At 58.7% G+C, this 16,482-nt stretch carries 11 protein-coding genes; 5 read left to right on the top strand and 6 right to left on the bottom strand.

Annotated features, from left to right (window positions below):
* Positions 1–12: 12 nt before the first annotated feature.
* Together lacG (DXC52_RS02960) and DXC52_RS02955 are read right to left on the bottom strand one after the other, a co-directional pair.
* The gene (gene lacG, locus DXC52_RS02960) at positions 13–1,434 is read right to left on the bottom strand and encodes a 6-phospho-beta-galactosidase (RefSeq protein WP_199409427.1); all 1,422 of its coding nucleotides are present in this window, start codon (positions 1,432–1,434) and stop codon (positions 13–15) included.
* Positions 1,435–1,509: 75 nt separating this feature from the next.
* Complete coding sequence (locus tag DXC52_RS02955) at positions 1,510–3,270, bottom strand: PTS lactose transporter subunit IIBC (RefSeq protein WP_117746068.1); 1,761 nt, start codon at positions 3,268–3,270, stop codon at positions 1,510–1,512.
* Positions 3,271–3,554: 284 nt separating this feature from the next.
* On the opposite strand from DXC52_RS02955, the gene DXC52_RS02950 reads away from it, so the two are divergent.
* Positions 3,555–4,556: a LacI family DNA-binding transcriptional regulator gene (locus DXC52_RS02950; RefSeq protein ID WP_117746067.1), complete on the top strand. Its 1,002-nt coding sequence runs from the start codon at positions 3,555–3,557 to the stop codon at positions 4,554–4,556.
* Positions 4,557–4,969: 413 nt separating this feature from the next.
* Here the strand turns inward: DXC52_RS02950 and DXC52_RS02945 are convergent, their stop codons facing one another.
* Both DXC52_RS02945 and lacG (DXC52_RS02940) read right to left on the bottom strand, forming a co-directional pair.
* On the bottom strand, positions 4,970–6,730 hold the full coding sequence (locus tag DXC52_RS02945) for a PTS lactose transporter subunit IIBC (RefSeq protein WP_022094682.1): 1,761 nt from the start codon (positions 6,728–6,730) through the stop codon (positions 4,970–4,972).
* A 176-nt stretch (positions 6,731–6,906) separates the two neighbouring features.
* Positions 6,907–8,355, bottom strand: a complete 1,449-nt coding sequence (gene lacG / locus DXC52_RS02940) for a 6-phospho-beta-galactosidase (protein ID WP_117746066.1) — start codon at positions 8,353–8,355, stop codon at positions 6,907–6,909.
* 344 nt (positions 8,356–8,699) lie between these two features.
* On the opposite strand from lacG (DXC52_RS02940), the gene DXC52_RS02935 reads away from it, so the two are divergent.
* Complete coding sequence (locus DXC52_RS02935) at positions 8,700–9,728, top strand: LacI family DNA-binding transcriptional regulator (protein WP_233504763.1); 1,029 nt, start codon at positions 8,700–8,702, stop codon at positions 9,726–9,728.
* Between the two features lie 276 nt (positions 9,729–10,004).
* Here the strand turns inward: DXC52_RS02935 and lacG (DXC52_RS02930) are convergent, their stop codons facing one another.
* The gene (gene lacG / locus DXC52_RS02930) at positions 10,005–11,444 is read right to left on the bottom strand and encodes a 6-phospho-beta-galactosidase (protein ID WP_117746064.1); all 1,440 of its coding nucleotides are present in this window, start codon (positions 11,442–11,444) and stop codon (positions 10,005–10,007) included.
* A 66-nt stretch (positions 11,445–11,510) separates the two neighbouring features.
* On the bottom strand, positions 11,511–13,286 hold the full coding sequence (locus tag DXC52_RS02925) for a lactose/cellobiose PTS transporter subunit IIB (RefSeq protein WP_117746063.1): 1,776 nt from the start codon (positions 13,284–13,286) through the stop codon (positions 11,511–11,513).
* A 357-nt stretch (positions 13,287–13,643) separates the two neighbouring features.
* On the opposite strand from DXC52_RS02925, the gene DXC52_RS02920 reads away from it, so the two are divergent.
* From DXC52_RS02920 to DXC52_RS02910, 3 genes are all read left to right on the top strand, one after another.
* A complete protein-coding gene (locus DXC52_RS02920; protein WP_117746062.1) occupies positions 13,644–14,648 on the top strand; it encodes a LacI family DNA-binding transcriptional regulator in 1,005 nt (334 codons plus the stop codon).
* 214 nt (positions 14,649–14,862) lie between these two features.
* Positions 14,863–15,201, top strand: coding sequence for a PTS lactose/cellobiose transporter subunit IIA (locus DXC52_RS02915; protein WP_055252615.1), 339 nt, complete (start codon positions 14,863–14,865; stop codon positions 15,199–15,201).
* 300 nt (positions 15,202–15,501) lie between these two features.
* On the top strand, positions 15,502–16,482 hold the full coding sequence (locus DXC52_RS02910; RefSeq protein WP_117746061.1) for a hypothetical protein: 981 nt from the start codon (positions 15,502–15,504) through the stop codon (positions 16,480–16,482).

Below are 16,482 nucleotides of genomic sequence, written 5' to 3'. Positions count from 1 at the left end.
ATGCGGCGGAAACTAGGCCATAAGCAGGCCGGTCTCCGAGACGTTCTTGTACCAGTACGCGCTCGCCTTGGGATAGCGCTTCTGGGTCTCGAAGTCGATGTAGAACAGGCCATAGCGCTTGTTATAGCCGTTGGTCCAGGAGAACTGGTCCTGCAGCGACCACACAAAGTAGCCGTCGACGTTCACGCCGCCGTCAATTGCCTTGAGGATCCATGCGAGATGCTGACGCATGTAGTCGATGCGAGGGGCGTCGTCGATAAAGCCGTCCTCAAAGTCGTCCTTATAGCCCATGCCGTTCTCGGTGATATAGATCTTCTTGTAGTTGGGGTAATCGTTCTTAATGCGCAGCAGCAGGTCGTACAGGCCCTCGGGATAGATGATCCAGTCCCAATCGGTGGTGGGTACGCCTTCGCGCACGCATGACTCGCCCACGCCCTTGAGGAACCAGCGCGAGGAGCCCTTGTCGCCAGTGCCATTGTGGTTGATGTCGTTTTCGCCCTCGGCGGCGCGCAGGAACTGGCACTTGTAGGTGTTGACGCCCAGGCAATCGTTGTAGGGGAGCGCGGCGGTCAGCGCGGCGATGTCCTCGTCACGGACGTCGAGCTCGCCGCCGGCGATATGGGCCAGCTTGGTTGCGGCTTCCATGGTGTCGGCTGCATAGTGGCCGCGGAAAGTGGCGTCGAGCACCCAGCGGTTGTTGATGACATCGGCCATGCGAGCTGCCTCGCAGTCGGCAGCACTGTTGGGATCGAGGGGATACTTGGGCTCCAGGTTCTGGACAATGCCGATCTCGCCCTCAAAGCCGCCCTCATGGAAGGCGACGACAGCCTTGGCGTGGGCCACCATCATGTTGTGCATGAGCTGGAAAGCCTTGTCCAGGCGATACTTCTCGCCGTGTGGCCAGTTGCCGACGATAAAGCTGCCCTCGGCGGTCGCGGGAATCTCGTTAAAGGTAAACCAGTGCTTGACCTCGGTGAACTCGGCAAAGCAGAACTTGGCGTACTCGACAAAGGCGTCGATCGTCGTGCGCGTCAGGAAGCCCTCGCCGCCGTTCTGGTAAAAGGCCTCGGGCGTATCGAAGTGATCGAGCGTGACATAGGGGATAACGCCGGCTTTATTGCAGGTGGCAAAGAGCTCGTGATAGAAGGCAACACCCTCGGGGTTAATCTCACCAGTGCCGCTGGGGAAGATGCGGCTCCAAGCGATGGAGACGCGGATACCGTTGATGCCGAAGCGCTGGCACAGGTCGATATCGACCGGGTACTTGTTGTAGAAATCGCTTGCGGGATCGGGGGAGAAGCGACCCTGAGCAGCCAGGAAATCGTCCCAGGGCACTTTGCCCTTGCCGTGCGTACGGGTCTCGCCCTCAACCTGGTAAGCAGCGGTGGCGCCGCCAAACACAAAGCCGTCGGGGAACTGCATGGGGTTGGTCATGAGTCATCCTTTCTGTGGGATACGAATAGGGAGAGGTGCCCGAACCGGGAATCCGGGCACCAACAGAGGGAGGAACTAGTCGAGGTTCTCGCGGAGCCACTTGATGGCGCCAGCGGGGTCGCGAGTAAGGTCGATATATTCCTTACCGCGGGGAGCGAGCAGCTTAATGCCCAGGCGATCGGTGTCGGCCTTCATGTCGTTGTAGTAGCTACGAACCTGCGGGGCGAGCACGATAACGTCGTACTGATCCATGATGGCAGTGTGCTGGCCATAGGCGCCTGCGGAGGAAGCGATGTTCTCTCCGGTCTGCGCAGCACCTTCCTTGATGGCGTTGGCGAGCATGGCAGAGGTGCCGGCGCCGGCGCACAGGACGAGGACCTTCAGGCCATCGACATCCTTCTTAGCGGATGCGTCGGAGGCGGGCTCGGGCTGATCGGCGGCAGCGGCGGTCGGCTCGACGGAAGCGGCGGTCTGCTCGACAGCGGGCGCAGAGGTGCTGGCGGTGATGGTGGCAGCACCATCGGACTCGAGACCCAGCTCGGCGGCGCGCTCGGCCTCCTGGTCGCAGAGCAGCTTATCGTATGCCTTCAAGAACGGCAGGTAGATGATGGCGTCCAGCAAGATGATGATCGCGACAAATACCAGGGCGATAAGCTGGAAGTTCGTGGTGATGAAGATGCCGATGGGGGCAGGGGTAGCCCAAGGCACCACGAAGGAGAAGCCGTTCATGCCCACGTTGTCGATAAAGAACTTGGCAACACTCACGTTGACGCAGCCGGCGGCAACAAAGGGGATGAGCATGTAGGGGTTGAGGATCATGGGAGCGCCAAAGAGCAGCGGCTCGTTGACAGCGAAGGCAACAGGAACAATCGAGGCCTTACCGACGGCTTTGAGCTGCTTGGACTTCATAAAGAGAATCAGCAGAAGCGGCACGATGAACGTGGCGCCGGTGCCGCCGAACTCACCCACGAGCGACATGTTAAAGGTGAGGGAGTGGGCGGGGTGGCCACCGGCCAGCAGAACCTGCAGGTTCTCGGCCTGGTTGGCAAGACGGATGGGGTCGATGCCCGGCTGGACGATCGAAGGACCGTGGACGCCGATGAACCAGAAGAACGCGGTGGCTGCCTGGATAAGGATAAGGCCAGGATAGGTTTCTGCCGCAGTGAAGAGCGGGGAGAGCAGCTTGATGAGCAGCTCGGAGAACGGAACGCCCATGAGGTTGCGCACGACAACATCGATGATGCCGCAGATGATGACAGCGCCGCCAAAGGGGATAATGTCGCGGAAGTTCTGAGCGATGGCGCCCGGGACCTCCTTGGGCAGCTTAATGGTCAGATCGCGCGAGACGCAGAATTTGTAGACCCACACGGTGATGAACGCGGCGATATAGGCCGAGAACAGACCGCGCGTGCCCATGCTGGTGCAGTCGAAGACCGAAAGCTCGGAGCCGTTGAACTTGGTGGTGAACTGCGTAACAGCGAGCAGCAGCATGCTGCACTGGGCGGCAACCATGGTGGAGCCGTCGTTGAGCACCTTGCCGGCGGGCATGCGACGGTTCATGGAAGCCGTGAAGTTCTTGGCAGTGGTGCCGGCAACCATGATGCCCATGACGCCCATGGTGAAGTTGTACAGCTTGTTGCACCAGTCGATGAGCGGCTGGGGCAGCGTGATGCCAACTACGCCGGGAAGGGTGGCGATCAGCAGGAAGATCGAAGAGGTGAGGACGATGGGCATGCACCCAAGGAATCCGTCTTTGATGGCCTGGAGGTAGATGTTTCTCGAGATCTTCTCGAAGAACGGTTGATGCTTTTCGAGCATCTTTACGATGGCGTCCATAGAGCTCCTTTGCTACTTGATGCGCGATGCATGTGGATGGAACTGGTCGTCGATGGATGGTCAGGACTGCCCGGAAACCTTCCTGCTTAAGGAAGGCATTGCGAAATGACAACGTTGTCATTTCGTTAATGACAACGTAAGACATTTTTGGAAGAGCAACAAGGATATACGGGTGAGCGGTCGATATTGTCCGGTAAACGGTTGATTTGTCAGTCGGGCAGGTAGTGTATGCTAGAACGCAAAAAACAAGCGATGCAAAACCGACTGGAGAAGTAGTGGCAACGATGGACAAGAAAAATGTCTCAATGAACGATGTGGCGATTGCCGCGGGTGTTTCTCTCAAGACGGTGTCGCGTGTGATCAACGAGCCCGATAGCGTGCGAGAGTCGACACGCGATAGGGTCCATGCTGCCATGGAAGCGCTTGAGTTCCGGGCGAACTTTGCCGCGCGTTCACTCAAGTTGGGCCGTTACGGGTGCATCGGCGTGGTGCTGTTCCACTTGTCGGGCGGTGCCGTGGACATGATTGACGGTATCGCCGATGCCGCCGAAGAGCGAGGCTTTGCGCTCACGATGATCAAAAAGCGGGCGGGGGAGAAGATGACCCTTGCCGAAGCGGCGCGTAGGATGTCGCAGCTGCCTGTTGATGGCATGATCTTCAACCTGCGTCAGATGGTCGATGACTTTGATACCTTTGAGGCACCGAAAGACCTCAAGACGGTGATTATCACACCGATGGAACATCCTACCTGCTCTACCGTCAGTGACGACCAAGAGGGCGGCGCGCGCATGGCGTGCGAGTACTTCTTGAACCACGGGCACAAGAACGTGTACTTCGTCTCTGGTAAGAAAGAGTCACTGTCGAGCCAGTGCCGTATGAAAGGTTGGCGAGCGGCACTCGAGGCACGTGGCATTGAGCCGCCCGAGCCTCTGCAAGGCGATTGGAATGCGGATAGTGGCTATGCCGCGGGCCTTGTGCTTGCCGATAAGCCCGATTGCACGGCGGTCCTCGCTGCTAACGACTGCATGGCAAACGGCGTGATGATGGCTCTGCGTGACAGAGGGCTCAGGGTGCCCGACGACGTGTCCGTGATCGGCTTTGACGACGAACTCTACAAGACGATTCCCAACTCGATTCTGACGTCAGTGAAGTTTCGCCACCGCGAGCTGGGCATCCGTGCGCTTAACGAGGTCGTCGCAGGTCTGGAAGCCCCGAGCTCCAGAAGCCGTACGCTCGTCTCGGGCGTGCTGGTCGAGCGTTCCAGCGTAAGGGATCTGCGGGCGTAGACGTGCTCGGCCTGCTCGTCTAAATCTGTAACAGGTGGGACCCGAAAACTCGGCTAGATGTTACAGATTTAGACAATTCGGCCCGGCTTATTCCGTTTGTCTCGATCTGTAACAGTTAGGAGTGAAATGACCAGCCAGGTGTTACAGATCTAGATTGATTGGATTGACCCATCTGTTTGTCTCGATCTGTAACATCTAAGCGGTCAAAAGCGGTCTACATGTTACAGATTGAGATTTTTGGCTTGGCCTGTGCGTTCACCTCGATCCGTAACAGCTGGGACCCAAAAACTCGGCTAGATGTTACAGATTGAGATGAACAGGAGGACGGGTGCGGTCTAAACAAAATGGCCCGCGCATCACACATCGATGCACGGGCCATTTATTGTCTGCAAGCGGCAGGTGGTGTCAGCGTCTTATGCCTCGAGGTTTTCCTCGATCCAGGCGACGGCACCCTTGGGATCCTTAGTGAGGTCGATGTACTGTTTGCCCTTGGGCGACAGCAGCGTGATGCCCAGGCGGTCGGTGTCGGCCTTCATCTCGTTGTAATAGGTGCGAACCTGCGGAGCCAGGACGATGACGTTGTACTGGTCCATGATGGCGTAGTGGCTGCCGTAGGCACCGGCGTTGGCGGTAATGTCGATGCCCAGCTCGTCGGCGCCTTCCTTAAGCGCGTTGGCGAGCAGTGCAGAGGTGCCGGCGCCAGCGCACAGAACCAGAACCCTCAGATCCTTGCCCTTAAGGGCGGACGGAGCTGCGGAGGCCTCAGTGGCAGAAGCGGTCTCGACAACAGGAGCCTCAACGGCGGGGGCGGCAGCGGTCTTGACGGCCTTGGTCTCCTCGGCCTCTTCTTCGGCCAGGGTCTCGGCCTCCTGCTTGCACAGGACGTTGTCGTAGGCCTTGCAGAACGGGTAGTAGATCAAGAAGTCAACGACCAGCAGGACGACAACCAGGACCAGAGAGATCGGCTGGAAGTTGGTGTCGATGAAGGTGCCGATCGGTCCGGGGAGTGCCCACGGCATGGCATAGATAAAGCCGTTCATGCCCAAAAAGTCGATGAAGAACTTACCAATGAGGACGTTGGCCACGGGGGCAAACAGGAACGGGATCAGGAAGTACGGGTTGAGGATGATGGGCGCGGCGAACAGCAGCGGCTCGTTGACGGCGAACATCACGGGTACGACAGAGGCTTTGCCGACGGCCTTGAGCTGCTTGGAGCGCATAAAGAGCAGGAAGATGATCGGGACAATGAACGTGGCGCCGGTGCCGCCGAGTTCGCCGATGTAGTTACCGAAGTTTTCGGTCAGGGCGAGGGCGGGGTGACCGCCGGCCTGCAGCGTGGCGAGGTTGGTGGTGATGTTGCCAAACAGCGCGGCGTTGAGGGCAGGCTTAACGACCGAGGGGCCGTGGATGCCCATGAACCAGAACAGCGGGATCATGAACCAGATGAGGGCGAGGCCGGCGTAGGAATCGGCAGCGGCGAACAGCGGGCTCACCAGCGTGGAGATGACGTTGGCAAACGGGACGGCCAAGCAGGTGCGGCAGATAACGTCGATGACGGCGACAAACAGGATGGAGAAGCTGAAGGCGAAGATGTCGCGGAAGTTCTGGGCGATGGCGCCGGGGACTTCTTTGGGCAGCTTGATGGTGATATCTCGCTTAATGCAGAAGGCATAGATGTTGACCGTGGCAAATGCGGCGACAAAGGAGCTCAGCAGGCCCTTGGTGCCCATGTTGTCGGTAAAGAACACCGAGACATCGGCGCCGTCGATCTTGGCACTCGTCTGGGTAACGGCCAAGATGAGCATAGCGCACATGGCGGCGACCATGGTGCTCGTGGCGTTGATGGCCTTGCCGGCAGGCATGCGGCGGTTCTTGGAGCCGGTCAGCGCGCTTGCGGTGGTGCCGGCGACCATGATGCCCACGACGCCCATCGTGAAGTTGTAAACCTTGTTGCAGAAGTTCACGACGTCGACGTTCCACCAGTCGGGCAGCGTAAAGCCGCCGACCGTGGCGACAACGCCCGGCAGGGTCGAAATAAGCAGGAAGACAGAAGAAGACAGGATGATGGGCATTGCTGCCAAAAAGCCGTCTTTAATGGCCTGAAGGTAGATGTTCTTAGAGACCTTGTCGAAGTACGGCTGACCTTTCTCCAAGAACTTAACGATCGATTCCATAGTTCACGCTCCTCTTTGCATGAAATCTTAATGGCATGGACGTTGAAAACCTATATGGTCTCCCGCTTGCTAAAAGCCCGGGTGCAGGCGGGGTCGGTCCCAGGGGGAGAGAGGGGAGCGGCTGGGTTTGTATCGCATAAGGCCGCTCCCTTCTCGGGGGAAAGCGAGGCGATGCGCTACTGCGCGTCCGCCATAGTGTCGGCGAGCTCCTTGTACCAGAGTGCCGACTGCTTGATGTAGCGTTTTTGCGTGTCGAAGTCGATGTAGAACAGGCCGTAGCGCTTGTTATAGCCGTTGGCCCACGAGAACTGGTCCTGCAGGCTCCAGATAAAGTAGCCCTGGACGTCGACGCCCTCGGCGCGCGCCTGGAGCACCTTCTCCATGTGCTGGTCGACAAAGTCGATGCGCTCGGGATCGGCGACGATGCCGTTTGCGTCGGGCTCGGGGTCCTTGTGGCCCAGGCCGTTTTCGGTGATATAGATGACGGGGAGGTTGGGATAGGTGGCGCTGATGTGCTTGAGCGTGTCGTAGAGGCCTTGCGGGTAGATGAGCCAATCCCAGTCGGTGGTGGGGATACCCGGCATATCGACCTGCTGCCCGACGCCCTTAAACTTAAAGCACGAGGTGCCCTTGTCTCCGGTGCCGTTAAAGCTGTTGGTGGACTCGCCATCGTAGGCGGCGATAAACGCCGACTGATAGTAGTTGAGGCCGAACATATCGTTGCGGGGCGCCGCCTTGGCGAGCTCCTCCATGTCGCTGTCCTCAACCGTAAGCGTGGCGTTGTTGGCACGCAGAATCTCGTTGATGAGTGAGAGGGTGCGCGCGGAGTAGTGGCCCAGGAAGGCGCCGTCCATGATGAAGTCGGTGTAGAAGGCGTTGTACAGGTCGGCGGCGTGCTGGTCGGCGGGCGAGTCGGTGGCAGGATATGCCGGCGTCAGGACGTTGACCATGCCAATGCGGCCGCCCAGGTGCTCGGTCTCGTCAAGATCCTTATACAGGTTGACGGCGCGGGCGTGGGCAACGAGCTCGTTGTGCTGGCTCTGGATGCCGCTCTTCACATCAAAGTGATGGTTGGGCGGGAAGTTGCCTTGGATGTATTGGGAGTGCGAGAGGCTGATGAGCTCGTTGATGGTGAACCAATTCTTGACCTCGCGGAACTCGCGGAAGCAGAACTCGGCATAGCGCACATAGGCGTCGACGGTCTTGCGGTTGAGCCAGTCGCCCTGGTTGAACAGGGCGGCGGGGGAGTCAAAGTGATGCAGGGACACATAGGGCTCGACGCCATACTTTTTGCAGCAGGCGAACAGCTCGTGGTAGTGCTTAACGCCCTCGGCGAGGGGCTCGGCATCGTCGCCGTTGGGGAAGATGCGGGTCCAGGCGATGGACACACGGATGGCGTTGAGCCCATGCTCGGCAGAAAGGCGGATATCCTCCTCGTAGCGGTTGTAGAAATCACTGGCCGGGTCGGGCAAAAAGCGACCCTGGGCGACAAGGTAATCGTCCCACATGGTCTTACCCTTGCCTGCCACCTTCGTGGAACCTTCCGTTTGGTACGCGGCGGTTGCGGCGCCCCAAACAAAGCCCTTCGGCAGCTGCTGTACGCGGTTTAGCGAAGACATATGCATACACCCTCTCGTCTTGCTGTTCGATATTGTGCGTTTGCGCTCAGGAGGCTCCCTGGTTAGCGTTCAGCGGTGAAAAAGCCCGATAAACACTATCTTATAATGATTAGAACCATAATGAGCACGTGAACATTTGACAATGAGCACGTTAACATCCGGCTGGGATGTATAGAAACAAAACAACTTCAAACAGCCGCGAACGGTTGTATTTGTTCGGTAAGCGGTTTTGATTGACAGAAGTTTTCATGTTGTGGTATATGGCTCGGGTATCATGAGCACGTTATCAATGTATGTACGATGCGCCATGGGCGCGGGGTATAGTTGGGAAGCAGGTTGGCGTGGAAGGCATGGCTCAGCGGACAAGGAATGGTCGTTCGGCGAGCGCGGCAGAGGTTGCGGCGCTCGCTGGCGTGAGCCGCCAGACTGTGTCTCGCGTGGTCAACGGTATGCCCAACGTGACGGAAAAGACGCGCAAGCGTGTGCTGGCCGCCATGGAAGAGCTGGGCTTTCGTCCCAATTTTGCTGGAACGGCGTTGCGCGGCGGGTCGTATCGTTCTATTGGCCTGTGCATGTACAACATCACACGTGTCGGTAACCTGGCGACGCTCGAGGGTATCATGCAAGCGGCGCGCGAGCACGATTTTGCCGTCACTATGATCGAGATGGGCGGCGACAAGCCCTATGCACTTGCCGATGCCTCGCGCCGCATGGTCGAGCGACCCGTCGACGGCATGATTCTCAACATGAACCGCATGGCTCCCGATTTTGAGGAGTTTGTTCCCCAGCCGGGAGTGCGAACGGTCATCCTGTCCATGTATGCGCATCCGCGCTGCACGACGATCGACTCCGACCAGTATGGTTCGTGCGAGCTGTTGACCAATTATCTGCTGGAACATGGTCACTCGAATATGCGGTTTGTGGCGGGTCCGGAAAACTCGATTTCCTCGCGTTTTCGTGAGGCCGGTTGGCGCGATACGCTGGGTCGTGCTCATGTCGATGCCGCTCCGATGCTGCGCGGCGATTGGAGTGCGGACAGTGGGTACGCCATGGGCGAGCGGATTGCGGCCGAGGTGCTTGCCGGCGGGTCGCAGGCGCCGACTGCCGTGCTTGCGGCAAATGACCAGATGGCGCTGGGCGTTATCGCCGCGCTCGAGAACGCGGGCCTGTCCGTGCCCGACGACGTGAGCGTGGTTGGTATCGACGACGCACTCGAGGGACTTGTTCCTCACAATCGGCTGACGACGCTGCGATTTGATTTGCGCGGTGTCGGTAAGCTTGCGTTTGAGGCGGCGATTGGAGAGAGCTCGTCTATCGAGGCGATTCATGTGCCGAGCACGCTGGTCGAACGCTCGACTGTTAGGGACATACGGGGTTAGGTCCTACTCCGTTTGTCTCGATTTGTAACAGGTAGACGGTCAAAAGCGGGCTACGTGTTACAGATTTAGATTCTTCGGAAAGAGCAATCCTGTTCGTCTCAATCTGCAACAGCTAGGACCCAAAAACTCGGCTAGATGTTACAGATTGAGACAAACAGACCCCGAACCGCCCAAAAAGGCCGGGGGCGGCGCGCCGTGTGACGTGCCGCCCCCGGCTGAGAAATGGGGACAGGTTATGTGGGCGGTGCAATTCCGCCAACCGCTTGTCGCAAGCCGCTAGTCCAGACGACGGGTCTGCGCTACGTGCTTGTACCAGTATGCGCTTGCCTTGGGCGTTCGCTTCTGGGTTTCAAAGTCAACGTAGAAGAAGCCGTAACGCTTGTTGTAGCCATTGGTCCAGGAGAACTGATCCTGCAGGCTCCACAGGAAGTAACCGCCCACGTTGACACCCACCTCCATGGCCTTAAGCAGCCAGCGCAGGTGCTGCTCGATGTAGTCGATGCGCGGCTGGTCGTCCACAAAACCGTCCTTGTAGGGGTCCTTGTAGCCCATGCCGTTTTCGGTGATGAAGATCTGCTTGTAGTTGGGGTAGCGCTGCTTAATGTAGACGAGCAGATCGAACAGGCCCTCGGGATAGATGATCCAGTCCCAGTCGGTGGTAGGGATGCCGGGTTTGTTCACGTGCTCGCCAATGCCCTTAACGCGCCAGCGGCCGGTGCCCTTTTCGCCCGTGCCGTTGTGGTGCAGGTCGTTCTCGCCATCGTAAGCCTTCAAGAAGCGGCACTGGTAGTTGTTAACGCCCAGGTAGTCGTTGTAAAGCGCGGCTTCGCGCATAATCTTGAGGTCCTCGTCCAGGATTTCGATGGTGCCGCCCGAGACGGCGGCCAGGCGGTTGGCGCACTCGAGGGTGTCGGGTGCGTAGTCGCCGCGGAAGGTGGCGTCGAGCAAAAACTGGTTTTGCAGCACGTGCTCGTTGTTGGCGGCTTTGATGTCGGCGGGGTCGTTCTCGTTGAGCGGATACTTAAACTCCAGCGACTGAATGACGCCGATCTTGCCCTTAAAACCGCCGTTGTGGAAGGCCAGTACTGCCTTGGCGTGCGCGAGCATCATGTTGTGCTCGCACTGGAAGGCCTCGGCCAGATGCGCCTTGACACCGCCGGGGAAGGTGCCCTCGATGTAGGTGTTGGAGGCGTCGGCCCAGATCTCGTTAAAGGTGAACCAGTAGGTCACCTGGCCGGCGTACTCCTTAAAGCAGAAGGTGGCAAAGTCCACAAAGGCGTCGATGGTCTCGCGGTTGAGGAAGTCGCCCTTCTCAAAGAGGGGGAGCGGCGTGTCAAAGTGATGCAGCGTGACGAACGGCTCGACGTGGTGCTTGTGGCACTCGGCGAAGAGGTCGTGGTAGAACTGCACGCCCTCGGGGTTGATCTCGCCGATGCCGTTGGGGAAGATGCGGCTCCAGGCAATGGAGAGGCGGATGCCGTTGATGCCGAACTCCTCGCACAGCTCCAGATCGACGGGGTACTGGTTGTAGAAGTCGGAAGCGGGATCGGGGGAGAAGCGGCCCTGGGCCTCCAGGAAGTCGTCCCAGGCAACCTTGCCCTTACCGTGAGTGCGGGTCTCGCCCTCTACCTGGTAGGCAGCAGTGGCGCCGCCAAAGACAAAGTCCTCGGGAAACTGCGCGGGCGGGTTGGTGACGCTAGTAGGATTAACGGACATGATGATCCAATCGTCTAAATCGAAGGGCCAGCCGGTCTTGGATGGTCGGCTGGCCCTGAGCGTTACTTACTTCGAGAGTTGCTCGCTTACGAAGGCGAGAGACTTATCGCCGTTCTGGGAGAGCTCGATGTACTGTTTACCGCGGCAAGCGACGCACTTGTTGCCCACGCGCTCGCAGTCCTTCTGCAGGTCGGCCAGGTAGCTGGCGGCCTGCGGGGCCAGGACGACCAGGTCAAAGTCGGGGAGCATGTCAACGTGGTTGCCATAGGCCTCGGCAGCGGTCTCAAGATCGATGCCGCGCTCTTTGGCGGCCTTAGCCAGTGCGTTGGCGAGCAGGCCCGAGGTTCCGCCGCCCTGGCAGAGCACGAGCACGCGCTTGCCGTTGAGGTCGCTGGCGGTCGTTGCCTCGGCAGCGGGTGCTGCAGAAGCGGCGGGGGCATCGGCCTTCACGGCCTCGGCAGCAGCGCCGGCGGCAACGCTCTTGGCGTCAGCCTTGCCCTGGAAGGCATCGTTGAGCTTGGCAGCCTTCTCGGCGTTCTTGGCGGCGAGCTCCTCCTCGGAAATCTCGGCCTCCTCGGCGCACTTCTGGGCGTCATAGGCACGGAAGAACGGATAGTACAGAACGAAGTCGACGACCAGGATAAGGGCGAGCATCACAAAGGCGAGCGGCTGGAAGCCCAGGCCCATGATGGTGCCGATGGGGCCGGGGACGGTCCAGGGCAGGGTGTACATAAAGCCGTTCATGCCCAAGAAGTCGATAAAGATCTTGAGGATCCAGATGTTGGCGATCGGGGCAAAGACAAACGGGACAAAGAAGACGGGATTGAGCACGATGGGTGCGGCGAACAGTAGCGGCTCGTTGACGGCAAAGCACACGGGGACGATAGCGGCCTTACCGACGGCGCGCATCTCCTGAGACTTGGCCAAGAAGCAGAACATAAAGACCAGGACGAGCGTGGCGCCGGTGCCGCCCATGCAGACGACGAAGTACTGGGCACCCTGGGTCAGGACAGCGGAAGCGTGCTGACCGGCCTGGAACGCAGCCAGGTTGTCGGTCATATTGGCAACGAGAGCGGCAGCGATGGCGGGCTCGACGATCGAGGGGCCGTGGACGCCGACGAACCAGAACAGGCTCATGGCGCCGTAGATCACAGCGAGGCCGATGTAGCCGTCGGCAGCGGTGAACAGGGGCTGGAACACCTGGATGACGCCCTGGGCAAAGCAGAAGCCAAAGGCAGCGCGGAAGGCGATGTCAAAGACCCAAAAGACGGTGATGCAGACGGAGAAGGGGATGATGTCCTTAAAGGTCTGCGAGATGTTGGGCGGAACCTGCTCGGGCATCTTGACGGTGATGTTGCGCTTAATGAAGAACTTGTAGATGATGCCGGTCACAAACGCAGCGATGAAGGCGGTCAGCAGGCCCTTGGAACCAAGGTAGGTGGTGTTGAAGCCGCTGGCGGCGTCCGTGGCGATGGTGTCGCTCGAAAGGAGCAGGAAGCCGATGATGGCCGCGCACATGCAGGAGATAAAGTTGATCTGGTTGTTCTTGGGCAGATCACGGTTCTGGGCGTCGGCGAAGTGCTTGGCCGTGGTGGCGGCGCAGGCGATGGCCAGGATGCCCATGGAGTAGTTGTAGCACTTCCACAGGGCGTTGTTGATGTCATCGGGCCAGTAGAAACCCCAGATGTTGGGGACCGAGGCTACCAGGCAGAAGATGGACGAGAAGATGATGATGGGGATGACGGAGATAAAGCCGTCGCGAATCGCCTTGAGGTACTTGTTGCGGGCGATCGCGTTGAAAAAGGGCTGGCCCTTTTCGATGATGGCGATAAGTTGCTCCATGCAATGCTCCTAAGAGTCGGTGGGTTAACAACGATGGTAGCTTTTGACGTTCGGTTGCCAAAATGTTGACGTTGCCATTTTGCGACACAAAAAAAGACGCGAACCGGTGGTTCCTGTGCCTGCGAACCGTCGATTCCCTATGCGTAAACGTTTGAGCCGCCCGGTGGCTCTGTGTTTGCACAATGGCAACGTTAACATTTGGGCGCCAAAAGCCGTTTGGGGAAGCAAAAATGTCGGTGAACGGTAGGTTTTGGGTGGTGAGCGTATGGTGGGGGAGGCGTTGGATATACTTGAAGGCGTTAAAAATGACTGCGTAGGGTGCCACCAATGGCATCGTTGACATAGAAAGATCGACCTATGGCCGCTGTTAAAAAATCGGTATCCGTCAAAGACGTGGCGCGCCTCGCGGGCGTTTCGGAGCAGACGGTCTCGCGCACCGTGCACGATTCGCCCAGTGTGCGCCCCGAGACCAAGGAACGCGTGCGTGCCGCCATGCGCGAGCTGGGGTATCGCCCCAATTTCGCCGGTCGATCGCTGCGCCGTGGCAAGTTTAAGACCGTCGGCGTCGCCATGTTCAACATTACCGGTACCGGCAACCTCGACCGTATGGAGGGCTTTGCCGCCGCGGCCGACAAACATGGCTATGCCATCACCCTCACTAAAGTAGATGGACATCCCTATACCCTCGAGAGCGCATCGTCGCGTATGAGCGCGCTGCCGGTAGACGGCATGGTCGTGATCATGAATCGCATGCCGGCGGACTTTGGCACCTTCGAGCCGCTATCTGGCATGCAGACGGTGCTCGTTACCATGCTGGAGCACCCACTGTGCTCGACGGTCGATAACGATCAGCTCGATTGCTCACGCCAGGTTGTCGAGTACTTGCTGGGGCAGGGACACAAGACCGTGCACTTTATCTCGTGTCCCGAGCGCTCGCTTTCGGGCATGCGGCGCGAGGAAGGCTGGCGCGAGACATTGCGCGCGCATGGCATTGAGCCACCGCGACTCGTTCGTGGCGATTGGACGGCACAGAGCGGGTATGCTGCCGGTCAGGCTCTGGCGGACGATCCGACCTGTACGGCCATTTATGCTTCCAACGACGCCATGGCCTACGGCTGCATTCGCGGACTCGAGTCGCGCGGAAAGCACGTGCCCGAGGACGTGAGCGTGGTGGGTGTTGATGACAGTCTGGGCGACATCGTGCCCGATCGTCGCCTGGCCACCGTGCGCTTTGACAACAAGCGTGTCGGCATGTGGGCAGTCGATAAGATCGCCGGTGCCGAGGGCGTTGAACCCGGTGTGGAGCACATGCTGTTTCCGGGCGTACTCGTCGAGGGCGATACGGTGCGCGATTGGCGCTAGGGCACGGGCCTGTTTGGGTTTCCGCTAATTGTGTTCGATATTGTTCAGATTGGTTTAAAAACCGTTCACGGGCGAAAAGTGACCGTTCATAGCTTGAAATTACGTTTTGCGCTGTTCTTTTTTGTTTGAATGTTAATGTTTCTGCCATACAGAACGCAGCGCGTATGCCCGGACGCGATGCTCTCCATTGGTTCATATGTGAAAGGAACGCAATATGGCAACCAAAGAAGAAATCTCGATGGTTGGATTCGAGATTGTCGCATACGCAGGTGACGCCCAGACCGATCTGCTTGCAGCGCTCGATGCTGCTCGCGAGGGTGACTTTGAGAAGGCCGAACAGCTGCACAAGGATGCCAGCGATGCGCTCATCGGTGCCCACGACACGCAGACCAAGCTGCTTTCGCAGGAGGCCGGCGGTGGCGAGATGGAGATGACCTTCATCATGGCTCACGCTCAGGACACTCTCATGACCACTATGATTCTGGAGAAGCAGGCCCGCTTTACCATCGATGCTTACAAGCGCATCGCCGAGCTCGAGGCCAAGCTCGCCTAACGAGTCCGCACAATCAAGTCCCCTTCCAAAAGCTCTGCCGCTACCCGCGGCAGAGCTTTTTCTGTCCTCCTCCAAGTTGCGGTGAAATGGGGACTGAATAGGGGCCGGCGGGCGCAAAACAATCCCTATTCCACCGCAACTCATCCCGAGACAGTCATTGGGGACAGTCTTGTTGCGCTCCGTTGGTCCTCCCGTTCGATTTTTGCTCGGTGGGTATACTTCCTTTCGCATTAAACGCCGGACTGAGGAGGTATCCAAATGCCGGATAACGGGTCAATACAAAAAAGAGACGCGCACGAGATGGCTCATGGGCGTCCTGTCCAGATAACCGAGCACACGACGGTAACCGAGCTGCAGCCCAGCCTGTCCGATGTCGTGTGCGCAAACAAAAAGCTGCAGATCGGTATCATCGTTGCGCTCGTGGTGCTGGCGTTGCTGTCGGGCTTTGTAGCTCGTCCGCATTTCGCCGATACCAAGACTTGGGACTCCACCATCGAGGTCATCGATCAAAAGAAGGGCAATGTTTTGGCGCTCACGACCTCGTGCGTGGCGCTGTCTGCGGGCATTACCGCACTGCCGGGTGATACGGGAACGCCGGTTGCCGAGCAGCTCGCGCAGCTTTCAGGCAACCTTGGTATCGTGCTTGCCGTGCTCTACCTAGAGAAATATTTGCTCACGATTTTGTGGTCAGTTGGCTTGGGCATCTTAATCCCGTTTGCGTTGGTGCTCTTTGCGGTGTCGCTCGGCATTCACGGGCGCTGGAGCACGAGCGCTGTCCTGCGCCGTGTGGCGACTCGCGTGCTGGTGGTTGCCGTGATCGGCATGGCGCTCGTGCCTGCGAGCGTATGGGTGTCGCAGAAGGTCGATGAAACGTATCGCGTAAGTATTGAGCAAGCTGAGCAAAAGGCTGCGGACGCAGCCGACACCACGGACAAGTCAGCCGAGACCAGCTCAAAATCGAACAAGAAAAAATCCGAGGCCACGGAGTCCAAAAACGTGCTCGAGCAGTTGACCGATGGGGCATCGAGCCTTGTTACGTCGGTAACCAGTGGTGCCAAGCAGATGACCGACGAGATCGTGCAGCAGGTGACCGACCTCATCGAAGGCGTCATCGTGATGATCGTGACCTCGTGTGTGATTCCTCTACTGGTGCTCGTGGCGTTCCTATGGCTAGGACACGTGCTGCTGGGGATCGATATCTCCGGTCCCGCGAACTATCTGACGGGTCGTTTCTTGAGCGCTCCGTCCAGACATGCCAAGAAGAGCGGGCAGTCTGAGTAG

The organism is Collinsella sp. TF05-9AC, assembly GCF_003438495.1.
In the GTDB taxonomy this organism is placed as follows: Bacteria; Actinomycetota; Coriobacteriia; order Coriobacteriales; family Coriobacteriaceae; genus Collinsella.
Note: the sequence above shows the minus strand (reverse complement) of the source record. Positions and strands in the feature narration are given on the sequence as shown.

Coding starts and splice junctions, on each gene's coding strand:
- lacG (WP_199409427.1), bottom strand. CDS start 1,434: ATGACCAACCCCATGCAGTTCCCCGACGGCTTTGTGTTTGGCGGCGCC.
- DXC52_RS02955 (WP_117746068.1), bottom strand. CDS start 3,270: ATGGACGCCATCGTAAAGATGCTCGAAAAGCATCAACCGTTCTTCGAG.
- DXC52_RS02950 (WP_117746067.1), top strand. CDS start 3,555: ATGGACAAGAAAAATGTCTCAATGAACGATGTGGCGATTGCCGCGGGT.
- DXC52_RS02945 (WP_022094682.1), bottom strand. CDS start 6,730: ATGGAATCGATCGTTAAGTTCTTGGAGAAAGGTCAGCCGTACTTCGAC.
- lacG (WP_117746066.1), bottom strand. CDS start 8,355: ATGCATATGTCTTCGCTAAACCGCGTACAGCAGCTGCCGAAGGGCTTT.
- DXC52_RS02935 (WP_233504763.1), top strand. CDS start 8,700: ATGGCTCAGCGGACAAGGAATGGTCGTTCGGCGAGCGCGGCAGAGGTT.
- lacG (WP_117746064.1), bottom strand. CDS start 11,444: ATGTCCGTTAATCCTACTAGCGTCACCAACCCGCCCGCGCAGTTTCCC.
- DXC52_RS02925 (WP_117746063.1), bottom strand. CDS start 13,286: ATGGAGCAACTTATCGCCATCATCGAAAAGGGCCAGCCCTTTTTCAAC.
- DXC52_RS02920 (WP_117746062.1), top strand. CDS start 13,644: ATGGCCGCTGTTAAAAAATCGGTATCCGTCAAAGACGTGGCGCGCCTC.
- DXC52_RS02915 (WP_055252615.1), top strand. CDS start 14,863: ATGGCAACCAAAGAAGAAATCTCGATGGTTGGATTCGAGATTGTCGCA.
- DXC52_RS02910 (WP_117746061.1), top strand. CDS start 15,502: ATGGCTCATGGGCGTCCTGTCCAGATAACCGAGCACACGACGGTAACC.